Source organism: Streptomyces sp. NPDC127190 (assembly GCF_042672505.1).
GTDB lineage: Bacteria > Actinomycetota > Actinomycetes > Streptomycetales > Streptomycetaceae > Streptomyces.
In genome coordinates this window covers 49139-68316 of sequence record NZ_JBHXVE010000030.1, presented here as the reverse complement: position 1 = coordinate 68316, position 19178 = coordinate 49139, and the positions used below count along the sequence as shown (strand labels likewise).

The 19178-nt window shown below is 73.6% G+C and carries 15 protein-coding genes; 8 read left to right on the top strand and 7 right to left on the bottom strand.

What is annotated here, in order from left to right; all coding sequences use genetic code 11:
• Nucleotides 1-128 precede the first annotated feature (128 nt).
• From ACFVIU_RS33045 to ACFVIU_RS33035, 3 genes are all read right to left on the bottom strand, one after another.
• Nucleotides 129-509, bottom strand: a complete 381-nt coding sequence (locus ACFVIU_RS33045) for a toxin Doc (RefSeq protein ID WP_385847081.1) — start codon at nt 507-509, stop codon at nt 129-131.
• Nucleotides 510-512: 3 nt separating this feature from the next.
• Nucleotides 513-752 (bottom strand): hypothetical protein, encoded by a 240-nt coding sequence (locus ACFVIU_RS33040; RefSeq protein WP_385847080.1) that lies wholly within the window; start codon nt 750-752, stop codon nt 513-515.
• Nucleotides 753-836: 84 nt separating this feature from the next.
• Nucleotides 837-3932, bottom strand: a complete 3096-nt coding sequence (locus ACFVIU_RS33035; protein WP_385847079.1) for a glycoside hydrolase family 2 TIM barrel-domain containing protein — start codon at nt 3930-3932, stop codon at nt 837-839.
• A 266-nt stretch (nt 3933-4198) separates the two neighbouring features.
• On the opposite strand from ACFVIU_RS33035, the gene ACFVIU_RS33030 reads away from it, so the two are divergent.
• On the top strand, nt 4199-6577 hold the full coding sequence (locus ACFVIU_RS33030) for a SpoIIE family protein phosphatase (RefSeq protein ID WP_385847078.1): 2379 nt from the start codon (nt 4199-4201) through the stop codon (nt 6575-6577).
• A 1-nt stretch (nt 6578) separates the two neighbouring features.
• Here the strand turns inward: ACFVIU_RS33030 and ACFVIU_RS33025 are convergent, their stop codons facing one another.
• Entirely contained in the window at nt 6579-7127 is a 549-nt protein-coding gene (locus ACFVIU_RS33025) for an RNA polymerase sigma factor (RefSeq protein ID WP_385847077.1), read from the bottom strand.
• Nucleotides 7128-7174: 47 nt separating this feature from the next.
• Here ACFVIU_RS33025 and ACFVIU_RS33020 point away from each other — a divergent pair, with 47 nt between their 5' ends.
• The 5 genes from ACFVIU_RS33020 (at nt 7175) to ACFVIU_RS33000 (ending at nt 12704) form a co-directional block, all read left to right on the top strand.
• Nucleotides 7175-8566, top strand: a complete 1392-nt coding sequence (locus tag ACFVIU_RS33020) for a serine/threonine-protein kinase (protein ID WP_385847075.1) — start codon at nt 7175-7177, stop codon at nt 8564-8566.
• A 150-nt stretch (nt 8567-8716) separates the two neighbouring features.
• Complete coding sequence (locus tag ACFVIU_RS33015; protein WP_385847074.1) at nt 8717-9421, top strand: DUF4232 domain-containing protein; 705 nt, start codon at nt 8717-8719, stop codon at nt 9419-9421.
• 189 nt (nt 9422-9610) lie between these two features.
• Nucleotides 9611-10852 (top strand): hypothetical protein, encoded by a 1242-nt coding sequence (locus ACFVIU_RS33010; protein ID WP_385847073.1) that lies wholly within the window; start codon nt 9611-9613, stop codon nt 10850-10852.
• Between the two features lie 48 nt (nt 10853-10900).
• On the top strand, nt 10901-12169 hold the full coding sequence (locus tag ACFVIU_RS33005) for an arsenic transporter (RefSeq protein WP_385847072.1): 1269 nt from the start codon (nt 10901-10903) through the stop codon (nt 12167-12169).
• 31 nt (nt 12170-12200) lie between these two features.
• A complete protein-coding gene (locus ACFVIU_RS33000) occupies nt 12201-12704 on the top strand; it encodes a universal stress protein (protein ID WP_385847071.1) in 504 nt (167 codons plus the stop codon).
• Between the two features lie 854 nt (nt 12705-13558).
• On the opposite strand, the gene ACFVIU_RS32995 is transcribed toward ACFVIU_RS33000, so the two are convergent.
• Nucleotides 13559-15325, bottom strand: a complete 1767-nt coding sequence (locus tag ACFVIU_RS32995; RefSeq protein WP_385847069.1) for an RICIN domain-containing protein — start codon at nt 15323-15325, stop codon at nt 13559-13561.
• Between the two features lie 292 nt (nt 15326-15617).
• Complete coding sequence (locus tag ACFVIU_RS32990) at nt 15618-16586, bottom strand: aldo/keto reductase (RefSeq protein WP_385847068.1); 969 nt, start codon at nt 16584-16586, stop codon at nt 15618-15620.
• Nucleotides 16587-16782: 196 nt separating this feature from the next.
• Between ACFVIU_RS32990 and ACFVIU_RS32985 the strand changes: the two genes are divergently transcribed.
• Together ACFVIU_RS32985 and ACFVIU_RS32980 are read left to right on the top strand one after the other, a co-directional pair.
• Entirely contained in the window at nt 16783-17589 is an 807-nt protein-coding gene (locus tag ACFVIU_RS32985; protein ID WP_385847066.1) for an endo alpha-1,4 polygalactosaminidase, read from the top strand.
• 133 nt (nt 17590-17722) lie between these two features.
• On the top strand, nt 17723-18622 hold the full coding sequence (locus ACFVIU_RS32980) for a hypothetical protein (protein ID WP_385847065.1): 900 nt from the start codon (nt 17723-17725) through the stop codon (nt 18620-18622).
• Here ACFVIU_RS32980 and ACFVIU_RS32975 read toward each other — a convergent pair.
• Nucleotides 18619-19152, bottom strand: a complete 534-nt coding sequence (locus ACFVIU_RS32975; RefSeq protein WP_385847063.1) for a flavoprotein — start codon at nt 19150-19152, stop codon at nt 18619-18621. The genes ACFVIU_RS32980 and ACFVIU_RS32975 overlap by 4 nt on opposite strands.
• Nucleotides 19153-19178 lie beyond the last annotated feature (26 nt).

Below are 19178 nucleotides of genomic sequence, written 5' to 3'. Positions count from 1 at the left end.
CCGGCCGGTGCGCGCCCGGCCCCCGCCCGCCCCCCCGGGTGGTCCCGGGGATGCCGCGGCCCCGGCGGCCCCCGGGCGGGCGGCCCCGGCGGCTCCCCCCGCCGGCCGGGCGGACCGGTTCCGTGGGCTCAGATCTGCCAGGAACGGAGCCGGTCGGCCGCGCCGTACACATCGGCCTTGCCGGACATCAGGTCCCGGGCGAGGTCGACGAGCGCGCCGTAGGGCGGGTCGATGCCGACGCCGCTCACGAACATGTACGACACGGCGGTCGCGCAGGCGAAGCGCGCGTTGGCCGCGGGCAGCGGCTTGAGCACGGCGAGGGTGTGCAGCAGGGCGGCGGCGCGCCAGGCGGGGTCGGAGTCGACGCCGAGCCGGGGCGGGTCCACCCGGTGCCGGGCGACGGCGGCGACCAGAGCGGAGAAGTCGTCCACCGCCGGCTGGTCGGGCAGGACCTCCTCATGGCGCTGGAGCAGCCACGGTACGTCGATGTGGATGACTGAGGGCGGCATCACTCAGGCGGCCTCGCCCTTGGCGGGGGGCTCGTCGTCGGGGAAGGCCTCCGCGAACTCCTCGGCGTGGGCGATGAAGAAGCTGCGGAACGCCTCCGCGCCCTCTTGCAGGGCCCGGTGCCGGGCGATGTCGGCGGCGGCGGCCTCCCGCACGAGGGCCTTCATCGACGTACCCCGCTCCTTGGCGATCTGCCGCAGGTCCTCAAGTTCCCGCTCACTGAACTCCACATTGAGAGCTGGCATGCCCCTCACGGTACCGCGCGGGTACTCGACCGTAAATATGCCCAGGTCAGAGCATTCCCTACGCGGTACCTCGGAAGCGGGCCCTCAGACGTCCAGGCGGCTGATGCGCACCGCTCCGCGGGCCTCGCCGGGGTGGGCGCTGGTCAGCGTCAGCCGCACGCGCGAGCCGCGCACCGCGTCGAAGGTGATCACGGTCGGCTCGTCCGAGGCCGTGGCCCAGTCCGTCCTCGCGCCGGTCACCGGCGCATAGGCCTGGCCGTCCCACACCGCGACCGCGACCTCGGCGGGCAGGGTGTGGCCGGTGTCGACGGTGAAGGAGACGGCCACCCGGTCGACCGTGCGGGCGCGCCCGAAGTCGACCGACACCCAGTCCCGCGCGCGGGCCCCGGTGAAGGCGGGCAGCAGGGCGGTGGCCGACTTGGCGAAGGCGTTGGACCAGCCGGTGGCCGGGTCGCCGTCCAGCATGGCGGCGGCCAGGGTGTCCGGCCGGCCCGAGTAACTGGCGTCCGCGCAGGGGTGGTCCGGCGGCTTCGGGGGGTCGGGCAGGAAGACCGGCGCGGCGGTACGGGCGGTCGCGCGGGCCGGGGTGGCGGGCACCCGGACGGTGCCGGTGCGCAGGCCCTCCACCCGGGCGGTGACCTTCAGCAGGCCCGGCGCGGTGCCGGCCCGGACGATGGCGAGGGCCTTGCCGTGGAAGGCGGTGCGGGTGCTGGCCTGGTAGCGCTCGGCGCTCTCCTCGCGGCCGTTGTCGACGCCGGCCAGTGCTCCGCCGCTCACGTCGAAGGTGATCAGGTGCTCGGCGTCGGGCACGACCACGCCGTGCGCGTCGACGATGTCGGCGGTGACGAAGACCAGCGAACGGCCGTCGGCGGGGACGGAGGGGCGGTCGGCGGTCAGCCGTACGGCGTGCGGGGCGCCGGCCGTGCGCAGCACATCGGTGGCGACGACGGCGCCGTCCCTGCGGGCCACCGCCTTCAGCTCCCCCGGCTGGTAGGGCACCTTCCAGCTGAGATGCAGCTTGCCCGCGCTGCCGTTGGGGCTGGTGTAGCTGCCCGGGTAGGGGCCGTCGGTGAAGGTCTTGTCGTCGCCGGTGGGCTCGGTGGTCTCCAGGTACGCACGCCCGTCGGTGGTCCTCTTGACGTCGAACTCCCGGACGCCCAGGGACCGCCCGTTGAGGAACAGCTCGACGGACGGCACGTTGGCGTACGCCCAGACCTCGACGGTGTCGCCGTCCTCGTGGTTCCAGGTCATCGGCAGCAGATGGACCATGGGCTCGCTCGTCCACTGGCTCCGGAACAGGTGGTACATGTCCTTCGGGAAGCCTGCCGTGTCCACCGCGCCGAAGAAGGACGCCTTGACCGGGAAGACGTCGTACGGGGTCGGCTCGCCGATGTAGTCGATGCCGGACCACAGGAACTGGCCCGCGAACCACCTGCGGTCCCGGTCCTTCTTGTGGCCGTACTCGCCGCTCATCGTCCAGGAGGCGAGGTTGTTGTCGTAGGAGGAGGTGGCGCGCCGGCCCGGGGTGTGGTTCTCGCCGGTGTTGAGGTGTTCCGGCTCCTGGTAGGCGCCCCGGGTCGAGGTCTCCGAGGAGGACTCGGACTCGAAGAGGAACAGGTGGGGGTACGCGGCGTGCAGGGCGTCGACCGACTTGGCCGTGTTGTAGTTCAGGCCGAGGCCGTCGAGCTTGGCGAGCATGCGGTCGGCGGCGGAACCGGGGGCGGGCACGCCGTGGTACTTGTTCGAGCCGATGACCACCGGGCGGGTGTCGTCGGCGGCCTTGATGGCGCCGATGATCCGGTCGGCCATGGCGAGTCCGGCGGTGGAGGTGGAGTCGGGGATCTCGTTGCCGATGGACCACAGGACGACGGCGGGCGAGTTGCGGGCGGCGAGGACCATCTCGGTGGCGTCCTTCTCGCACCACTCGTCGAAGAACCGGCCGTAGTCGTACCGGGTCTTGCCGGTGCGCCAGCAGTCGAAGGCCTCCACCATCATCACGATGCCCAGTTCCTCGCAGACCTGGATCATCTGCGGCGAGGGCGGGTTGTGCGAGGTGCGGAGGGCGTTGACCCCCATCGATTTCATGATCGTCATCTGCCGGCGCACCGCGTCGAGGCTGATCGCCGCGCCGAGGGCGCCCTGGTCGTGGTGGAGGTCGACGCCCTTGATCTTGGTGTGGCTTCCGTTGAGGGAGAAGCCTTCGTCGGGGTCGAAGCGGTAGCTGCGGATGCCGAACGGGGTGCGGAAGGTGTCGGTGGTGCGGCCCGCGACGCGCAGTTCGGTGTGCAGGGTGTAGCGGTGCCCGGGGGTGGCGAAGTCCCAGAGCCGGGGCTGTTCGACGGTCAGTTCATGGGACTCGACGGCCTGGCCGGAGACGGTGACCGTGGTGGCGGTGCGGGCGACCGGGCGACCGTCGGGGTCGGTGATCCGGGAGACGACCTCGGCGTCGGCGCCGGTGCCGGACTCGTTGCGCACCTCGGTGCGCACCCGTACCAGCGCCCGCTCGGCGGAGATCTCCGGGGTGGTGACCCAGGTGCCCCACCGGCCGACGTGCACCGGTTCGGTGATCACCAGCCGGGCCTCGCGGTAGATGCCGCTGCCGGAGTACCAGCGGCTGCTCGGCAGCCGGTTCTGGACCTTGACCGCGAGGACGTCGGGGGTGCTGCCGTCGGTGTGCACCAGGTCGGTGATGTCGAAGGCGAAGCCGGTGTAGCCGTAGGGGTGGCGGCCCAGCTCGGTGCCGTTGCAGTAGACGTACGAGTCCATGTAGACGCCGTCGAACTCCACCGAGATCCGCTTGCCGGCGCAGCCGGGCGGCAGGGTGAAGGCCAGCCGGTACCAGCCGAGGCCGCCCGGGAGGAAGCCGGTGCCGCTGGTGGTGCCGTGGTCGGTGGTGGGGGTCTGCTCGATGCTCCAGTCGTGCGGGACGGCGACCTCCCGCCAGCCGGAGTCGTCGTATCCGGGATCGGCGGCCTGCGCGTAGGCGCCGGTCGGGTCGGTGATGCCGTCCGGGCTGACCAGCGCGAAGCGCCAGCCGTCGCGCAGCGGCACGGTGTGGCGCGCGGCCGCGGCGGCCGGATGCGCCTCGGGGGCGGCCGCGGCCGCCGGACTGCTCAGGAGTGCTCCGGCCGCTGGTGCTGCCGTGGCGGCGACCAGAACCGATCTGCGCGTGACCGTCATGGGCGGCTCTCCCTCATAGGGCCCAGAAGTACTCACAACTGATCGAGAACAAACAGATTCTGACGGTCGCCCACACACGATCGTCAAGGGTCCGGAGCCCTGTGTCGGTCCCCGCGGCCGGGATCGGCCGGATTTCCCGCGTGACCGTGTTCGACCCACGGGCCGGCCGGCCGGGGGTTGCGGTTCACGGACGTGCGCGAAGCACTACGCTGGAACTCAAGTGGTGCCACCTGTTCACTGTGAGTGTGCGCTTGGGAGCGGCGACGATGAGCCGGGTCTATCCGTTCGACGACGCGGCGACGGCCCGGGCTGTCATCGATGACGACGGAACGCTGGTGGAGTGGAACGAAGGCGCGCGACGCCTGCTCGGCCACTCCCCGGAAGCCGTCCTGGGCCGGCCCGCCGCCGGGCTGCTGGCCGGGGACGGCCGCCCTGCCCCGCCCAGCGGCCCCCGCTGGCACGGCGAGGTCGCTCTGCGCCACCGCGACGGCCGTACCGTCTCCGTCTGGCTGCTCGCCCACCGCCGGCCGCCGAGCGACGGCCGCCCGGGCGACTGGCTGGTGGTCACCCCGCTGACCGGCCGGCGCCCGTCCGGCGCCGACGACCCGCTCGCCGAGGCCGGCCTGGTCCAGTCGCCGTGCGCCATCGCGGTCTACGACGAGCGCTTGCGACTGTGCCGGATGAACGACGCGATGGCCGAGGTCATCGGCCTGCCCGAGGAGCGGGTGCGCGGGCTGCGGCTCGCGGAGATCGGCGGCAGGCCGCAGAGCGCCGAGCTGGAGGCGGGCCTGCTCCAGGTGCTGACCACGGGCCTGCCGCTCGATCTCCAGACCTTCATGCGCACCGGCGGCGAGGACCGGGCGCACGCCTGGCTCGCCCGGATGGCACCGGTGCGCGACAGCGGGGGGCGGGTGCGCGGGGTGTGCCTGGCCGCCCACGACGTCACCGACAACTACCGGGCGCGGCAGCGGCTCCAGCTGGTGAACGAGGCGAGCGTACGCATCGGCACCACCCTGGACGTGGGGCGCACGGCCCAGGAACTGGCCGAGGTCTGCGTGCCGGCGCTCGCCGACTTCGTCACCATCGACCTGCTGGACCCCGAGGAGTACGGCGGTGAGCCGCCGGCCCGTGTGACGGCGCCGGTGGTGCTGCGCCGCGCCGCCCACAGATCGGTCCTGGAGGGGGCGCCGGAGGCGGTGCTGAAGCCCGGGCAGACCGAGGAGTACCCGGCCGGCTCCCCGCAGGCCGACTCACTGACCGCGGGCCACACGATCATCGCCTCGGTGGCCGCGGGCGAGATGGCCTCGTGGCTGACCTGGAACAGCGCGCGCGGTGAGCGGGTGCGCACCTTCGGCATCCATTCCTCGATGTCGGTGCCCGTCCAGGCCCGCGGGCTCACCCTCGGCGTGGCGGTCTTCACCCGCCACCGGCGGCCGGACGGCTTCACCGCGGACGACATGCTGCTGGCCGAGGAGATCACCACTCGCGCCGCCGTCTGCATCGACAACGCCCGGCGCTACTCGCGCGAGCGGGAGACCGCGCTCGCGCTCCAGCGCAGTCTGCTGCCCCGCTCGCTGCCGCACACGGCCGCCTTGCAGGCCGCCTCCCGGTATCTGCCGGCCGCCCGGGCCGGGGTCGGCGGCGACTGGTTCGACGTGATCCCGCTGTCCGGCATGCGCGTCGCCATGGTCGTCGGAGACGTCGTCGGGCACGGCGTCCAGGCCTCCGCCACCATGGGCCGGCTGCGCACCGCCGTACGCACCCTCGCCGACATCGACCTGGCCCCGGACGAGCTGCTCACCCACCTGGACGACCTGGTGCTGCGGCTGTCGGACGAGGCCGGCGGCGACGGCAGCCCCGGCGAGGTCGGCGCCACCTGCCTGTACGCGGTGTACGACCCGGTGTCCCGGCGCTGCACGCTGGCCCGCGCCGGGCATCCGCCGCCCCTGCTGCTGCGGCCCGGCGGCCGCCCCGAGCCGCTGGACCTGCCCGCCGGTCCCCCGCTGGGCCTGGGCGGTCTGCCGTTCGAGTCGGCCGAGCTGGAGCTGCCCGAGGGCACGGTGCTCGCCCTGTACACGGACGGTCTGGTGGTGTCCCGGGAGCGGGACGGCGACACCAGCCGGGAGCTGCTGACCGCGGCCCTGGCCGGCTACGCGGACTCGCTGGACGAGATCTGCGACCGGATCCTGCACGCCCTGCTGCCGTCGGGCAGTGCCGCCGACGACGTGGCGCTGCTGCTCGCCCGCACCCAGGGGCTGCCGGCCTCACGGGTGGCGACCTGGGACATCCCCGCGGATCCGGCACTGGTCGCGCCGATCCGCAAACAGGTCGCGGAGCAGCTGGACAGCTGGCAGCTGACCGAGGCCTCGTTCACCACGGAGCTGGTGGTCAGCGAGCTGGTGACCAACGCGATCCGGTACGGCTCCCATCCGATCCGGCTGCGGCTGATCCATGACGTGGCCACCCTGATCTGCGAGGTGTCCGACAGCAGCCACACCGCGCCGCATCTGCGGCGGGCAAAGACCTTCGACGAGGGCGGCCGGGGTCTGCTGCTGGTCGCCCAGCTGACGCAGCGGTGGGGCAGCCGGCACACCGCGGAGGGCAAGACGATCTGGGCGGAGCTGGCGCTGTTCGAGGAGGAGTGACTCAGCCGGCCGCGAGCCAGGCCCGTACCTGCTTGCGGGCCTCGTGCAGCCGGGACTTCAGGGTGCCGAGCGGGATGCCGACGCGCTCGGCGACCTCGGCGTACTCCAGCTGGCAGATGTCCCGGTAGACCAGCGGCGCCACCAGGTGCGGATGCTCCCGCTCCAGCCGGTCCAGCGCCTCCAGCAGGTCCACCCGGGACCCGGCGATGACGCTGGTGGTGCGCGGGTCGACGGCGTACGACGGCTCGATGGCGGTGGGCTGCTCGGCGGCCCGCCGCTTCAGCTCGCGGTACTTCTGCCGGCAGCAGTTGGCGACCACCGTGTACAGCCAGGTGCCGAACCGGCTGCGGCCCTCGAAGGCGGCGATGTGCCGGGCCACCTGTACCAGCACGTCCTGGGCGGCCTCCTCGGCGTCCTCCCGGCAGGGCAGGAAGCGCCCGCAGCGGCGGACGACCTCGGGCCGGATCTCGCCCAGCAGCCGGTCCAGGGCCGTGCTGTCGCCCGCGGCGGCACGCCGGGCGAGGTCCTCGATCGGCGCCTGGTCCTGCACGGAAGGGTCCACCTCTCAGTCGATCTCAGGGCAGGCATGATAGTCGTATGCACCCCCTGGAGCGGATCGGCCGCCACCGCCTCGAACGGCCGCTGGGCAGCGGCGCCTTCGCCACGGTCTGGCTCGCCCACGACGAGGAGCTGCAAGCCCCGGTCGCGGTGAAGGTCCTCGCGGAGAACTGGGCGCACCGGCTCGACATCCGGGACCGCTTCCTGTCCGAGGCCCGGCTGCTGCGCCGGGCCGGCTCCAGCCGGGTGGTGCAGGTCTACGACATCGGTGAACTACCCGACGGACGGCCGTACTTCGTGATGGAGTACGCCGCCGGCGGCACCCTCGCCGATCTGCTCACGGCCGGCCCGCTGCCGGTGCCCGACGCGCTGGTGCTGACCGCGGAGGCCGCGCGGGCGGCGGCCGCGCTGCACGAGGCCGGGATCGTGCACCGGGACATCAAGCCGACCAACGTGCTGCTGCACACCGCCCCGGACGGCTCCCGGCGGGTGCTGCTGGCCGACTTGGGGCTGGCGAAGAGTCTCGCGCAGGCCTCGGTGCTGACCCTGGCGGCGGGCTCGGCCGGTTACCGGCCGCCGGAGCAGGCGGAGCCCGGCGAGGGCATCGACGAGCGGGCCGACGTCTACAGCCTGGGCGCGGTCGGCTATGAGCTGGTGACCGGGACGGTGCCGGGTCCGCCGGGCAGGGTCGTACCGCCCCGGCGGCTGCGGCCGGACCTCGGCGAGGGCGTGGAGCGGGCGCTGCTGCGGGCGCTGGAGCCGGACCGGGCGCGGCGCTGGCCGGGCGCGCAGGCGTTCGCGGACGAGCTGGACCGGCTGGCGGCGGGCGACGGGCGGCCGGCCGGCGGGCGGCGGCTGGACGGGGTGCGCGGCCGGCTCAACACGGTGACGCTGGCCCTCGCCGCGGTGCTCACCGCGGCGGCGGCCGCGGTCACCGTGACGGTGCTGAACGGCCGCGGTGGCACGGCGGAGGCGGCGCGGGTCACGGACTCCACCGGGCGGATCGTCGTCCAGGTCCCGGCCGGCTGGAGCCGTCAGCTGCGCGACGCCGGCTGGGACCCGCGGGTCCTCGGGCTGACACCGGGGCACGAGCCGGCGCTGGTGATCGCCGACGACCTGACCCGCTGGACGGATCTGCGGGCCGCCGTGGACGGCGCGTTCGTCGGCGTCAGCGAGCACGGTGATGTCACCGCCCGGGTGAAGGCGCTCGCCCACGGCGGCTGCCGCTACACCGGCAGCCACGACTTCACCAGCGCCCAGTGGCACGGACTGGTGCGGGCCTGGAGCGGCTGCCCGGACGGCGGCTCGGTCACCGAGTCCGCGCTGACCCCGGCGGACGGCTCCGCGCAGCCGCAGGTGTATGTGCAGATACGCCAGCGGGGTGACGCGAACGCCACCGACGGCGTACTTCGCTCGCTGCGGGTGGGCTGAGACGTCGGCCGAAGGTCAAAGCGGGGAAAAGAACCTGGTGTGTCCCGAACTTTTCCGGCGGCGCGTGCATCGGAGTGTGGTGACGGCGCACCCGGCGCCGCAGGCACGCGGTGCATCGCGTGCCCCGACCCTCCAGGAGTGTTGAGCGACATGGTCTACACACCCCGGACCGCGCGGCACGGGGCCCTGCTCGTCGGCACGGTCGTCGCGCTGGGCCTGCTGACCGCCTGCGGCAACGACCACCAGGTCCAGCCCAGCAAGGCGGTCACCGCCTCCGGTACGGCCGCGCCCGCGACCGGCACCCCACAGGAACAGGAACCCGCCTCCGCGGCCGTCTCCGCACCCGCCGGGCACCCGGCGACGAAGCCCGCCCCGGCCACGACCGCTCCCCGGGCGAGCACGGCCCCGGTCGGCGGTACGACCACGGCCGCGACGAGCAGCCGTTGCCACACCTCCGAACTGCGCGCCTCCGTCGGCCGCAACGACCCGGGGGCCGGCCAGGAGAACTTCCCCGTGGTGCTCACCAACGGCTCCACCCGGACCTGCACCGTGCGCGGCTATCCCGGTGCCGCGTTCGTGGCCTCCGGCGGCACGCAGCTGGGCCCGGACCCCAAGCGCCAGTCGGGCTCGCCGGTCACGGTCACGCTCAAGCCGGGGCAGAGTGCCTGGGCGGGCCTGACCTTCTCCAACCCCGGGGTGAGCGGCGCGAAGACGGCCACCCCGGCCGCGCTGCTGATCACCCCGCCGGACGAGCGGGACCATCTGCGGGTGACCTGGACGGGCGGTGCGGTGCCGGTGTCCGGGAACGCCTCGTCGGTCTTCCTGTCCGTCCTCAGCCCCGGCACCGGCCCCTGACCGACCCCGCTCCGCCGGCCCCGCTGTCACCCCGTGGCAGCGGGGTTCGTCATGAGCGCGCCACAACTGTCACAGAACGGCAACAGGGCCGATCGGCCGCGATCTTTCCGCCGGACCCCGTCATCGAACCCGTCGACCGCACGGCGAAGAGGCCCCACGGGGGCCTTGACGAGGAAATTCGGGGAGAACATGAGCGGGATCTCACGCAGGCGGATGCTGACGGCGGGCGCTGCGGCGGGCGCCCTGGGCGCCCTGGCCGCCTGCTCGTCCGGCACCGGTCTGTCGGTCGACGGACCGGACTCGGGCAGCGGCAAGGGCACGGCACAGGCCCGCCCGGCGAAACCGATCGGCGACGGCTCCACCGCCGACACCGGACCCCAGCCGCACCAGCCGAAGCCCGAGCGGCTGAAGCCGGGCCAGAAGCCGCCGCAGTTCGTGGTGTTCTCCTGGGACGGCGCGGGCGAGCTGAGCAACAAGCTCTTCTCCAGGTTCCGGAAGGTGGCCGCCGACCACGGCGCCACGATGACCTTCTTCCTCAGCGGCATCTACACGCTGCCCGAGGCCAAGAAGGACCTGTACCGCCCGCCGCAGCACCCGGTCGGCGCCTCCGCGATCGGCTACCTCGCCGACCGGCACATCCACGCCACGCTCCAGCAGGTGCGGGCCGCCTGGCTGGAGGGCCACGAGATCGGCACCCACTTCAACGGGCACTTCTGCGGCGCGAACGGCGTGCGCAACTGGTCCCCGGCCGAGTGGCGCAGCGAGATCGACCAGGCGGTGGACTTCGTGACGAAGTGGAAGACCAACACCGGCTTCACCGACCTCGAACCGCTCCCCTTCGACTACCGCAAGGAGCTGATCGGCGGCCGCACCCCGTGCCTGGAGGGCCAGGCCAGTCTGCTGCCCACGGCCGCGGCGCTCGGCTGGAAGTACGACGCCAGTTCCCCCGGCGGCCTCCAGATCTGGCCCCAGAAGGTGCAGGGCGGCCGGATCTGGGACTTCCCGCTGCAATCCATACCCTTCCCCGGGCACTCCTTCCAGGTGCTGTCGATGGACTACAACATGATGTTCAACCAGTCCGGCGGCAATCCGAACGGCGACCGCGGCCAGTACGACGCCTGGCGCACCCAGGCCCGCGACGCCTATGTCGCCGGATTCCAGCGCGCCTACGACACCAACCGCGCCCCCTTCTTCATCGGCAACCACTTCGAGCGCTGGAACGGCGGCATCTACATGGACGCCGTCGAGGAGGCGATCGGGAAGATGGCCGCCCACGACGACGTGCGGTTCGTGTCCTTCAAGCAGTTGGTGGCGTGGCTGGAGGCGCAGGACCCGGCGGTGCTGCGCACGCTGCGCACCCTGGCGCCCGGGCAGGTCCCGGTGGGTGGCTGGGCGGAGTTCCTGGGCGCGGCGGGCAGCCGCAGTTCGTAGTTCTTTCACCTTCATCTGTTTTCATGGGCGGGCACCGACTGATCGTTTGTGGAAGGACCCGCCCTGAACACCCCCCTCGCCGAGGCCCTGTCCGCGATCCTGCTCGTGGCCGTACTCGTCTGGGCCGTGGTACGGCCCTTCGGGTGGCCGGAGGCGGTCATGGCCGTCCCCGCCGCCGGGATCGCGGTCGCCACCGGCGCGATCTCGCTGGACCACGCCCGGGCCGAGGCAGAACGGCTCGGGCCGGTCGTCGGCTTTCTCGCGGCGGTGCTGGTGCTCGCCCATTTCTGCGATGTCGAAGGGCTGTTCCAGGCCTGCGGGGCGTGGATGGCGCGGTGGGCGGCCGGGCGTCCGGTGCGGCTGCTGACGGCCGTCTTCGTGCTGGCCTCCGTCATCACCGCCGTCCTCAGCCTGGACGCGACGGTCGTGCTGCTCACCCCGGTGGTCTTCGCCACGGCCGCGCGGACCGGCGTACGGCCCAAGCCGCATGTCTACGCCTGCACCCATCTGTCGAACACGGCGTCGCTGCTGCTGCCGGTGTCGAATCTGACCAACCTGCTCGCGTTCGCGGCCAGCGGGCTGAGCTTCACCCGGTTCGCGGCGCTGATGGCGCTGCCCTGGCTGGTGGCGATCGGCGCCGAGTACGTGGTGTTCCGGGGGTTCTTCGGCCGTGACCTCGGGGCGGCGGCCCCCGCGGGCCGGGACACCGGCGAGGCGCCGTCCCTGCCGCTGTTCGCGCTGGTGACCGTCGGCTGCACGCTGGCCGGTTTCGTGGTGGCGTCGGCGTTCGGGGTGGAACCGGCGTGGGTCGCGGCGGCGGGCGCGCTGGTGCTGGCCGGGCGCTCGCTGGTACGGCGGAAGGCGACCCCGATGACCGTCGTCCGGGCGGCGGCGCCGTCCTTCCTGGCGTTCGTCCTGGCGCTGGGCATCGTGGTGCGCGCGGTCGTGGACAACGGGCTGGCGGACGTGCTCGGGAAGGTGCTGCCGGGCGGTACCGGGCTGCCGGCGCTGCTGGGCATCGCCGCGCTGGCCGCCGTCCTCGCGAACGTGATCAACAACCTGCCCGCGGTGCTGGTGCTGCTGCCGCTGGCCGCGCCGGCCGGGCCGGGGGCGGTGCTGGCGGTACTGCTCGGGGTCAACATCGGCCCGAACCTGACCTACGCGGGCTCGCTGGCCACGCTGCTGTGGCGGCGGATCGTGCAGCAGCACGAGCACGATGTGGATCTCGGGGAGTTCACCCGGCTGGGGCTGCTCGCCGTGCCGTCCTCGCTGGCCGTGGCGGTGGTGGCACTGTGGGGTTCGTTGCAGGTTTTCTGAGAGACGGTCCGGAATCTGGGAGGCCGATCCGATGCGTGTGATCGCCTGGCTGGTCGAGGGCACCTGGCCCGCCTGCGTGGACGCCGTGCGGCGGCACACGCCGGACGACGCCGAGGTGGTGCTGCTGCATGTCAGCGGGCCCGATGTGCCCGGGGTGGCGCACGGCGCGTTCGCCGGGCTGCTCGGCCGGGGACATCCGGAACGCGACCCGGGCACCCGGCTGGAGGCGCTGAGCGACACCTCGGCGGGCGAACTGCTCCGAGCGGCGGCCGAGCGGCTGGGCCGGCCCTGTGTCCGCGAGGAACACTCGGGCCGGGTGGAGCGGGAGGTCGTGGCCGCCGCCGAGGGCGCCGATCTGCTGGTCCTGGCCCGGGACGGGGACCGCTCCCGGCTCGGCCCGCACAGCCTGGGCCCGGCAGCCCGCTTCGCCGTCGACCACGCACCCTGCCCGGTCCTCCTGGTCTGGCCGGAACCCGCCCCCGACCTGTCCACGATGCCGCCCCCACCGCCACACCCCGGGCGCCATCCCCGCTGACGGGGTCTCGGAGGCCCGGGCCCCGAAGGTGGCGAGCCGAGGGCACTCGCCAGGGCCCAGGGCCCCGCTGACGGAATCCCGGCCGCCCCTACCCCGGAAGGTGACGAGCCGACACCGTCGGAAATCGGCCCACGTACGGGAACTCGGACGCCCACGAGCCGTGCCGGCGGTGCAGTGCGACCCCGAGGCCGCTGCGGCAGGGCCGTACCTGTGATGCGCGGGCGCCGAGGGCGGTGCGGTGCGACGTTCGCCCAAGCGGCCTGCCCAGTGCCGCCCGCCAGCCCGCACCGAGCCCCGGACCGGCCCACTACTCCAGTCCCGCCGACGAGCGGCCCAACGACGACGAGCCGGCCGTACCCGCCCAGCGGCCAAGGGGCCGCCGACGGGGACTCGAACGCCCACAAGCCGTGCCGATCGGAGCCGTGGCGCCTAAGGCCGCTGCGGCAGCGCCGACAGTGCTGCACCTGTCGTACGCGGGCGCCGAGGGCGGTGTGGTGCGACGTTCGCCCAAGCGGCCTGCCCAGTGCCGCCCGCCAGCCCGCACCCGCCCAGGACCGGCCCACTACGCCAGCCCCGCCGACGAGCGGCCCAACGACGACGAGCCGGTCGTACCCGCCCAGCGGCCGAGGGCCCGCTGACGGGGACTCGAACGCCCACAAGCCGTGCCGGCGGAGCCGTGGCGCCTAAGGCCGCTGCGGCAGCGCCGACAGGGCTGCACCTGTCGTACGCAGGCGCCGAGGGCGGTGCGGTGCGCCGTCGCCCAAGCGGCCTGCCCAGTCCCCCCCAGCCCGCACCCCCGCCCAGGACCGGCCCACTACGCCAGCCCCGCCGCCCGCCGGACACCGGAAGCCGCGTCAGCGGTGGTGACGCCGGCCGCCCCAGTGGCCGATGACGACCGACCGCGAGGGTGACGGTGACGGGGGTGTTGCGCTCGGCGTCGAGGAGGGGGGTGCGGCGGATGGTGTGCCGGGCTGCCGGGCGGTGCTCGGCGCGGGGGTGGGTGTGGTGTCGCTGGCCCAGTCGACGTTCCGCATCTCCAGCCGGGGCTTGGCGGTGTCGACGGACCAGCGCTGGGCGGCGCCCGGGGCGCGGGTCTTCACGACGAGGGCGCCGGAGCCGTCGGTGGCGGCCGGGGTGAGGGCGAGTTCCTCGTTCCAGCGGGGCAGCAGGGCGCCCTCGGCGGTGAAGTCGTAGCGGATGTTCCGGGCGGCCCGGCCGGTGGCCGTACAGGGGGCCAGGCGGACCGACCAGCTGAGGTGGGAGTCCAGACACAGGTCGGGGTCGGCGGCGTTGCGCAGGAGCCCGTCCGCCTCGTACGTCCACTGCTGGCTCGGTGCCGCGGAGCAGGTGGCGAGTTCGGTCTCGGCGCCGTCGACGGTCTTCGGGCCGGCCACGGCGATGCACAGGCCGGAGGCGAGACTGCGCAGGCGGCCGTGGAAGGTGCCCCGCCCGGCGCCGTTCGTACCCGCCCAGGAGGCGCCCGGTGCGCGAGAGCCCCCGCCGGGTGTGGGCGTGGCCGTGCCGACGGGGCCCGGTCCGGCGTCGTCCCCGGAGCCGAGCGCCGACCACAGCACCAGCGGCAGCACCACCAGGCCGCTGACGGTGACGGCGGCCAGGGCGAGATTGCGGCGTCGGGCACGCCGGGCGGCGCGGAGCGCGGAGCGTCCGGAGGCGGCCACCGCGCCCGGGGCCGAGACAGCGGCGGAACCGGCCGGCTCTACGGGGACGAGCGGGTCCGCCGGATGGTCTGGGCGGGCGAAGGACAGGAACGCCTCGCCGGGCGGGGGCGGGACGGCGGCCGGCGCCGGGGAAGGGGCGGTCGGCTGCTGGGCCCGGTGTGCACGGGACTCGTGGTAGGCGCGGGCGCCCCAGCCGAGGACCGCCTCGGCCAGCGCGAGCCCCAGACCCTGCTGGAAGACGGCGAGTTGGTCCGCGGTACGGGTGCAGTGGTCGCAGCCGGCCAGATGCTCGCGCAGGTCCGGGTCGAGGTCGGCCCCGCCGCGCCGGAAGGTGACGTCGAGCAGGCGCTGGTAGCGCAGGCACTCGGCCTGCGGGGCGAGTTCGCGGTGCGCCTGGAGGCACTCCTCCCGCAACCGCTCGCGCGCTCGCCGGAGTTCGATATCGATGTCCGCCTCGTCCAGGCCCAGCAGGACGGCGGGCACGGCCGGCGGATCGCCCTCGGCCTCGATGTGCCACAGCACGGTCCGCGCGGTCTGGGGCACCCGCTGGAACGCGCGGGCCAGCAGGCGCCGGCCCGGTGGCGGCAGCAGCCGGGCGGCGGCCCGCTCACCGGCGCCGGAGCGCAGCCCGGGGTGGAGGAGTTCCTGGCGGCCGTCGGCGTCCCATTCGGCCGCGATGCGCCGGACGGCGACGAGCACCCGGGGCCGCCAGGCCGCGGCCGGGCCGACCTGGCGCAGTGCCTCGCCGAAGAGCCGGGTGAAGGCGGCGGTGGTGAGCATGCCGGCGGCCCGCGGGCCCTCGGTGCACAGCCGGGCATAGGCGAAGGCCGCTTCCCAGTGCCGGTCGAGGAGTTCACCGACCGGATGGAGCGCGGGTGTCATACCCGACCATTTCTTCAGCTCCGCGCTGAGTTCGCCGTCCGACGGGTCTGCCTCGGGCACAGCCGCATTCCTCCAGACGTGATTCCGAAACAAGTCCATACCAATCGGTATGGGGAGGTGGTGAGGCAGCTCGAACGTCCACCTGAGGCGGCTCTTTTGAAGCGTGGGGGGTGTACGGGGAGCGGCCTGGCGCATACAGCGGGAATGTATGGTGCCTGCGCGCCGACAGCCGACACTTTCGCACAACCGCACACCGGGGAACAAGAGATCTTCCGTTTCTCGGCATTCCCCTCAGCTTCTTTCTTATAACGGCCTCTCATTGACATATTGTCAACGAATCGAATTCCTCCGCTCAGTGGCCGCTGACGGCGCGCGGGGTGTAGGGCCGCTCCAGCTCCTCGATCTCCTTCTCGGAAAGCCGGAGTTCGACGGCGGCCACCGCGTCCTCGATGTGCTGCGGCTTGGCCGCGCCGACGATCGGCGCGGCCACCGTGTCCTGGTGCAGCAGCCAGGCGAGGGCCACCTGGGCGCGGGGCACGCCCCGGTCCTGGGCGATCCGGGTGACGGCCTCGACGATGTCGCGGTCGCTCTCCAGGTACAGACGGCTGCCGAAGGCGTCGTTCGCGCTGCGCTCGGTGGCGGTTTCCCAGTCACGGGTGAGCCGGCCACGGGCGAGCGGGCTCCACGGCAGCACGCCGACGCCCTGGTCCGCGCAGAGCGGCAGCATCTCGCGCTCCTCCTCGCGATAGAGGAGGTTGTAGTGGTTCTGCATGGACACGAACTTCGTCCAGCCGTGCAGCTCGGCGGTGTACTGGGCCTTGGAGAACTCCCACGCGTACATCGAACTCGCCCCGATGTAGCGGACCTTGCCCGCCTTGACCAGGTCGTGCAGCGCCTCCATGGTCTCCTCGACCGGGGTCGCGTGGTCGTAGCGGTGGATCTGGTAGAGGTCGACGTAGTCCGTGCCGAGGCGGCGCAGGCTGTGGTCGATCTCGGTCATGATGGCCTTGCGGGACAGCCCGCGGCCGTTGGGGCCCGGCCGCGTCCGGCCGTGCACCTTGGTGGCCAGCACGATCTCGTCGCGCTGGGCGAAGTCCCGCAGAGCCTTTCCGACGATCTCCTCGCTGGTGCCGTCCGAGTAGACGTTGGCGGTGTCGAAGAAGTTGATGCCGGCCTCCAGCGCCTGCCGGATGAGCGGGCGGGACGCCGCCTCGTCGAGGGTCCACTCGTGGACACCGCGGTCCGGCAGCCCGTAGGTCATGCAGCCCAGACAGATCCGGGAGACGTCCAGGCCCGTCGAACCGAGCTTCACGTACTGCATCGCTGCTGCTCCTGCCTTCGCCGACGACGGTCAGGGCCGAGCCTACGACGCGGCGGGGGCGGATTTGACGGCGTGTGCGAGCAGAGGCTTTCATCCTGGAACGCGTCGCGCCGCCCGGCGTGCGCAGGAGGGAGCGGTTGTGCCCCCCAGGGGTGTTTCCCGCGCCGGCGCTGCGCGCAGGGCAGCCGGTGCCGCGGTGCTGGCCCTCGCCGTCGCCGTGCCGGCGCTGGCCGGCTGCGGGTCCGGCGGCGCAGGAGGCGGTTCTGCGCGGCCCGCCGCGGTCCGGCTGCCGCCCCGGCACGCCGGGTTCGACTACCAGATCGGCGGCGCCTATCCCCCGCCGGCCGGCGTCCGGATCGTCAGCCGCGACCGGTCCGACTCCCCCGCGCCCGGCCTGTACAACATCTGCTACGTCAACGCCTTCCAGGCCCAGCCCGAGGAGCGCGCCTCCTGGCCGGCCGATCTGCTGCTGCGCGACGCGCACGGCGAGGTCGTCATCGACGAGGACTGGAACGAGCCGCTGCTCGACCTGCGCACCCCGGCCAAGCGACAGCGGGTGGCCGCACGGGTGAACCGGTGGATCGACGGGTGCGCGCACCGGGGCTTCGACGCCGTGGAGCCGGACAACTACGACAGCTACACCCGCTCCCACCGGCTGCTCACCGCCGCGGACGCGATGGCGTACATGACCCTGCTGTCCCGGCACGCGCACGCCGTGCACCTGGCCGTCGGGCAGAAGAACACCGCCGAGCTGGCCGGGCAACGGCGGCGCGCCGGGCTGGACTTCGCGGTGGCGGAGGAGTGCGGGCAGTACGACGAGTGCGGGGTCTACGCCAAGGCCTTCGACGACCGGGTGGTGGACGTCGAGTACACCGACAGCGGACTGCGGGCGGCCGTCGCCGGGTGGGGCGGCCGGCTGAGCATCGTCCGGCGCGACCGGGATGTGTCCGTGCCGGGCAGTGCGGAATATGTCCGGAAGGCTCCGCGGGGCGGGGCGGAATAGGCCACCGTCCGAGGGCGCGGTCGTGGCTGATCGCCTCCTTGCGGCATTCGGGGCACGACGGTTGCTGCTCCCAGGTGACCGCACGGCGTGGGACGTGGCCGATCGTCGTACCGTCGGACCATCCTCTGCGCAGGTGACCGGCGGCCGGCCGGTCCCGGTCGACCGGGAGGACACGGTGTCGATCCGTTCCCTCAGCTACAGAGCCCTGGCCGGGGCGGCGCTGCTGCCGCTGGCCCTCGTCACCCCCGCCTTCGGCCGGTCCGCTTCGGCGCCGGCACCGGCGCCCGAGGCACCCGGCACGCTGTGCGCGATCGCCGGTACCCTGCGCGGCGAACACGGTCAGCAGGCCCTGGTCAGCCTGTGCGCCGGCAGTGGCACCCCGCAGCTGGCGGTGTCCGCCCCGGCGAGCTGCCGGCGCGCCGGGGTCCGAGTCCGGTACGCCTGCCTCACCGAGGGCACCTGGACGGCTTCGCGCGCCGGGAAGACCCTGGCCGGCGGGACGCTGTCCGGCGCGGGCGAGTACCCGGGGCCGGGCACGTACGACATCACCGCCACCGTGCATGTGCGCTCGGCGCCCACCGGCGTCGACCTGACCGGCACGGTCGAGGCCACCCTGTCGCTGACCGCGCCGAAGCCGAAGGCCACGCACGCCGTCACCGTCGACCGGACGGTCCTGCGCCGGAACGCCACCACCACCCTGACCTACACGGTCCGCCGGGACAGCGACGAGGGCGACGGCAGCGCCCGGTTCGGGCTCATCGGCGAGGAGGGCACCGGCGTGCGGATCGCCACGACGGACGCGCGCTGTGTGAACCCGCTGGTCGGCCGGTATCCGGCGACGTCGCGGCTGGCACACTCCCTGGACTGTGCGCTGACCGCGTTGCAGCCCGGCCATCCGGAGAAGGTGAAGGTCCGGATCACCGTGGGGGCGACCTGCTCCACGGTGGTGTCGAAGCTCGGCTACTGGATGCCGAGGGGTCAGGAGCTGTACACCGGCGCCATGCTGGCGGGCCCGAAACTGACCTGCCGTTAGGGCCGCTCCAGCAGGTCCAGGGCCCGTTCCCAGCCGAAGTCGGGGCGGCTGCCGTCCGCCAGTGGTGCGCCCCGGTACGGCTCGCCGAAGCGGACGCCCATCCCGCGCAGCCGTATCAGGCTGTCCTGGTAGGCGGGGTGGGCGGCCAGCGCGTCGGCCACACAGGGCAGTACGGCGATCGGAACGCCGAGGCCCACGGCCTCGCACAGGGTGCCGAGGACGAGGGTGTCGGCGATGCCGGCGGCCCACTTGTTGACCGTGTTGAAGGTGGCGGGGGCCACCACGACGGCGTCCGGCGGCGGGAACGGGCGCGGGTCGGCCGGGGACCGCCACGCCGACCGCACCGGACGGCCCGTCAGGGCCGTTACGGCCTCGGTGTCGAAGAAGCCGCCCAGCGCGACCGGGGTGGCGATGACCCCGACCTCCCAGCCCCGCTCCTGCGCGGCCGTGATCAGCTTGCTCACGCCCGCGGCGATACCGGCCGCGCAGACGACGACGTACAGGAAGGGCTTCCCGGTGTGTTCGGTCATCCGGGAACCCTACCGACCGGGCCCCG